At 58.0% G+C, this 5,106-nt stretch carries 4 protein-coding genes and 1 tRNA gene; all 5 read right to left on the reverse strand.

Translation table 11 applies throughout. The annotated features are described in order from the left end of the window. Positions 1–41: 41 nt before the first annotated feature. On the reverse strand, positions 42–1,142 hold the full coding sequence (locus OXE05_00860; protein MCY4435867.1) for a homocysteine S-methyltransferase family protein: 1,101 nt from the start codon (positions 1,140–1,142) through the stop codon (positions 42–44). Between the two features lie 638 nt (positions 1,143–1,780). After that, on the reverse strand, positions 1,781–2,428 hold the full coding sequence (locus tag OXE05_00865; protein ID MCY4435868.1) for a class I SAM-dependent methyltransferase: 648 nt from the start codon (positions 2,426–2,428) through the stop codon (positions 1,781–1,783). A gap of 164 nt (positions 2,429–2,592) precedes the next feature. Further along, positions 2,593–2,666: transfer RNA gene (locus OXE05_00870), tRNA-His, on the reverse strand. Between the two features lie 212 nt (positions 2,667–2,878). Beyond that, positions 2,879–3,790, reverse strand: a complete 912-nt coding sequence (locus OXE05_00875; GenBank protein MCY4435869.1) for a polysaccharide deacetylase family protein — start codon at positions 3,788–3,790, stop codon at positions 2,879–2,881. Positions 3,791–3,813: 23 nt separating this feature from the next. Next, on the reverse strand, positions 3,814–4,635 hold the full coding sequence (locus tag OXE05_00880) for an isochorismatase family protein (GenBank protein MCY4435870.1): 822 nt from the start codon (positions 4,633–4,635) through the stop codon (positions 3,814–3,816). Positions 4,636–5,106 lie beyond the last annotated feature (471 nt).

The raw sequence follows: 5,106 nt of genomic DNA on the forward strand, positions 1-5,106 counted from the left end.
ATGCTTGCCCCTCTTGCCACATCGGAGGCTAGTTACTAGATTTAGGTGCTTGGGAGAGCTACTCCCTCTTCCGCGACGGCCTGCGTGCTCATCCGCGGCGCGGAGATACGGCCCGGCAGCGCGCCGTCCAACCCATTGATGTATCCCGGACCGAATCCACAGCACGTGCCAATAACCTGGACTCCCATGCCGACCCATGCGCCGGCCTCCCGCTGCAAGTCCTGCGCGGATTCTTCATTTACGACACTGGCGTCTTGCTTGACGTCGAGATAGTCTTGCCGGCCCGCGTCCGGATAGGCCATGACGGGACCGGACCACTCGTCCAAGACCACCTGCAGCGCTTTCGTGGTGTCATGCAAGCGACTATGGAACACACCAAGGACGTCAGGCCCAATCGCTGCAATCTCGCTAGCCGCGACGGCCAAGGTCTTCTCATTGTCGACTTGTCGCCAGGTGGACGTCCACATCGGCAGCCCTATGCCAACGCTGTAATTCCGATCGGCCGCGAAGTCCATGCGTACGGTCTGCCCATCCCCGCTCAGCGAAGCCGTAAATGCCACCCACACCGGCAGTCCCGTGCTCTTCGCCGCTTCCGTGGCAATTGCCCGAGATTCGTTGTCCGCCCACAGAGTCTCGATGAGGAAGAAGTCCACGCCGGACTCAGCCAGGATGTCCGCTTGCTCCCGGGCGTGGAACCGCAACTCCTCAACCGAGAGACTGGCACCGTAGCCGTAGCCCGTGCCTCCGAGGAGCCTTCCGGTTCTGCCATCGCGAACTGGAATACGGCACGAGATCGAGCCGGCAATATACACGGGCTTGTCGCCGGCAGCGCGGTCTCTGGCATCCAGCGCCGCATCCACGGCCCGTGTGTTTACTTCCCGTACCAATTCCCCGTAGCCGGATGCCTCCAAGGCGGGACGCAGCGTGTTAAACGTGTTCGTGGTGATGATTTCCGCTCCCGCTCGTATGTAACGCTCGTGCATCTTGCGGACTGTAGCCGAATGCGTATAGTTGGCTGGACCACACCAAGAGGCGGGGTCCATAGGCACTCCCATAGCCTGCAGCTCCGTCCCAATTGCACCATCCAAGATGATCACGTCGCCGCTCTCAAGGCGGGTCTTCAGCTCCGCGTACTTGGACATTTCCTGTCACCTCAGCACGGCTCGGCCCTGCTTTCTGGTAACGCTCCCAGAGGGCCGGCTACGCAACAAGAACCCTAGCTTTTTCAAGCTAGCGACATTCTAGTTTTCATTTTCACTCAAGTCAATAAGTCAAGACCACAAAAACTGCATTTCATCGCGAAAAATAGCAATTTTCTCAGACACAAGGTGAAGAGCGCGCCGGAGGCGCATTGACGCGCTTGCAAAGCATGGTCGGCAGCGTCTTTCGGACCTGACCAACAGTTTGCAAGGCGCGGCGCGTAGCGGCGCCCTCGCCGGGGTGACGTGAAGGAACGGGCACTGGCTTGGGAGGACATTTTAACGCAACCAGATAAGAGCGCCGACGAGACGAGGGAGGCAAGATATCTGCTCACCAGCTTGTCAAAGCGGGAGACGATGCGATGGAACTGCTTGATCTTGCCGTAGCATGGAGTGAGCACATCAAACAGAGGAGCTGGCCACAGGTTACAAACCTGTGCTACCGGCCTCCTATCCATCAAAGCAAAAATGTCGAACCACTAGTCTCACTTAGGCAATTCGTCAACCAGTCGATACCCCGGTTTCCGACTGGTCTTAGAGTCAAACGCAAATGGCTGAGAGGGTAGTCAAAGTTCCGCCTATCAATGCTTTCGCACGAGCACCAGTGGGTGGTTTTCGCTGACTTCCTGGGCAGTCTCATCGTAGCCGGAACCCGTCGAATTTGACTCAAGCAGTGCAAATCCAGCTTCGTTCAAGATTCTCGCGTATTCGGTAAGGCTATAGTTGCTCCAATACATCGTTTCTCCAAAGAAGTCGTCCTCCGTGTAGCCCGCCTCGCTGTAGTGACTCAAAGTGCACAGCAGGTATCCGCCCGGTTTGAGCCACTGCTGGATCCGCCGGAATAGTTCCGCATGTTCCTGTCTGGGAAGATGGAATACGGAGTAGAATGCCACCACTGCGTCGAAGCTGGAGGGAGGAAACGTGGCCGACATGATGTCAGCACACACGAATTCGCCGGCTGGCACATTCTCCTGTGCGCGTTGGATCATCTCCGGCGAGATGTCCACTCCAGTGACACGGTAGCGTGCGGCAAGAGACCTGGCTATCGGTACTCCGGCGCCGCAGCCGATGTCGAGCACTGTGTCGCCGTCGTCCAGTCGACTCAGTAGTTCCCGCATCTCAGTCCCTGGCTCAGTCTTGCGAGATGCATCGTACGCTGCTGCACATGTGTCATATGCTTCTCTTACCAATGCCTTGTAGTCGACGTTCGATTCGGTCGCAGGAATCACGAATTGCATGCCTTTCTTAATATCAGTAGCAAGTACCATTTAGATTCGTGAATCGGACAGCCGCGCCGGAGACGGGTGAGTGAGAGCCGTTCATACAGCCAGTAGATGCAGGTTGGCGGCGAAGGGTCACCTTCGCACGAATGCCCGGTAAATTGAGAAGAGGGGGTGGCTGAGGGGACTCGAACCCCCAACCGCTGGAGCCACAGTCCAGAGCTCTAACCTGTTGAGCTACAGCCACCATGCACGGCCAATCTTTGCTCAGTCTAGCAAGCTAATCGGTCCCTCGTCAATGAGACGAGCAGCAGGGCAACCAGGGCATTGGTGGGACGCTATCGTCGTTCACACATTTCAGGTCGTAGCTGGAGACTAGGCGCTAGTTTCGCACTTGGCCGGGCACGAGCCAACTCTTGTATCCAGCCTGGACTAGGGGCCGCCCGCCGGAAACTTCGGTCACGCTGCTCCCAAATGCGCCGTAATCTCGCCGTTTGTCGCAATCCAACAGCCGCCGGGCTTCTCTAGCGCATAGCGGATCACGGTATCGAGTATGTCGCAGTGAGGGTCGCGGGCGGCCATAGCGGGCGGATGGAAGGCAAGACTCAGGATGTAGCGGTTCGCGTGGGCGTGGTCAATCGCCGTTTTGAGCAATCTGACGTACTCCCAACGGTCCAGATCGAGAACTCGAAACGCCGCGATATCGGTCAGAGCCATAGGCGCGATCTCCAGCAAGCCGTTTGGATAGCGATATGGCTGGAGCTGGTCAATGTTCTTGCACATGGCGGCTTCAACGTGATCGAGCGGCGGGCGCTTGGCTCCCCGCGGGGCCGGGCTAAGGTAGTGCGAGGTGACGTGGGTGAAGCCTTCTTCTTTGAGCAGCGCTTGGACCTCGGGCACGTCGTGCAGCCCCGTGCTGAACGCGCCCGGCGTACCAAAACCGGTTGCGGTAACGCCGAGCCGCTCCCGTATTGCGACATTCGTGGCACGCACTTCGTCGCAGATGATCTGCAGCGGCGTGCGCCCGTTGGCCAGCCACGGCGCGCCGGCATACACAACCTGCAAGCTCTCGACGGTCTTTGCTTTGACGTTGAGGTGGGTGTACGTGTGGTTGCCCACCTCGTGACCTGCTGCAACAAGCTCTTTCAAATAGTCGATGTCCGGGTCCTCGAGCGAACTTCCCACCAGCAGGCAATAGAGATGCACCCCGAACGAGCGTGCTACCTCGTGCATCTTTAGCACGTACTGCTTGCTGTCCGCATCCAGCGCGCCCTTTAGATGGTTCCACTGTGACGTCCAGTAGGGGAAGTTCGTGCACATCTCCACCGCGGGCCGTAAGCTGAGACAAAACTCCGCGCCATTTGGAAACATGCAATCCCAGTCCTACGTTTGGTTTATACGTCTACGCGCGCTGCAGCTACGGCGCGACACGCCGTCATGAACTGATCGAAGCCGATCGTGTCGCCCACGTGCTTCTGAAACTCGATGAGGGCTACCTTCGTAATCAGCCGGCCCTGGAACGTTTCTGGGATCTCAGTCCCCAGCGTGGCCTCGCGAATGAGGAAGATCCGGTACCCGTAGGCCAACATCGGTCTGGTGGCCCCTTCCGACCCCTGTATGCACATGTTCGTTGCAAAACCCGAATAGATGAGGTTCTTAATGCCCCGGCTGCGGCAGATGCGGTCGAACTGCGCACTGGTGAGAATGACCTGATCGCCCGGCTCCGCCTCGCACGACGAGAGTATGCGCATCTGCTGCCAGCCATCCCAATCCATGTACCCGTGGCCGTGAGTCCGCTCCGCCCGCTCTTTGCGCCAGCCGGGGTTGACCTCGGGAGGACCCGGTGCCGGCGGCGGGTTGAGGTCGTCGTCCTCCAACATGTAATGGACGGAATCATACTTCAGGGCGATGTTGCGCGGCTCAACGTGGAAGATCGCCATGCCTGCAGCGCGCGCCGCGTCAATCGCCGGCCGGATGAACTCTGCAGCTATCCGTACCGATTCCGCTTGGGTTTCCGGCTTCCCCATGTCCACAGAAAAGTACTCGGGGACCGGCGGACCGTTGACATCGCCGACATTCCAAAGATGCAAGGCCACAAAGCCAGTCTCTTTGGGGTCCAGTGCGACATCTTCCTCTTCCCAGTCGGCGGTGGCCAGCGTCCGCGTTCGCCAGTGCCTACCACGCAGACGTAGCTTTGCTTTCGTCTCCGCAGTCATCTTGTTTCCCTCTCTTAGTTGGGTACTTCTTCGTCCCTAGCAGTATATGGAAAGCAGATGGAAAGCCTACTCACCTGTGCACCAATTATGCACACAACCTATAGTCAAGAATACGTCTGCAGCACGCGATCGTTCAATTGGCTTCGGCAGCAGGTCCCAAACTGCGGGTGGCCTCTCCGTCAACCGCATGCAGACTCGCGCTGCCAAGCGGGTCATGCACTATGCCCATGGCGGTAAGACGTGACTGGCAGTGCTCTGTCGCAGGCAATTGCCTGCAGCCATGGGCAAGGGTCATCTCCAATGGAGCCGGTAGTGGACTGGCAGAGCACAGTTGACTCATAAGGTTTAGGGGTGTTACTATGATCTTTGCCTGTTTTTTACACAGGCGGCTCCTTAACAGGTGAAGAGTGATGAAGGTAAGAGTGTTTATCGTAGGAGAGTTAGGCGCGAACATTTCGGGATACGGCGGTA

This window comes from Chloroflexota bacterium (assembly GCA_026710945.1).
Taxonomy (GTDB): Bacteria; Chloroflexota; UBA11872; order VXOZ01; family VXOZ01; genus VXOZ01.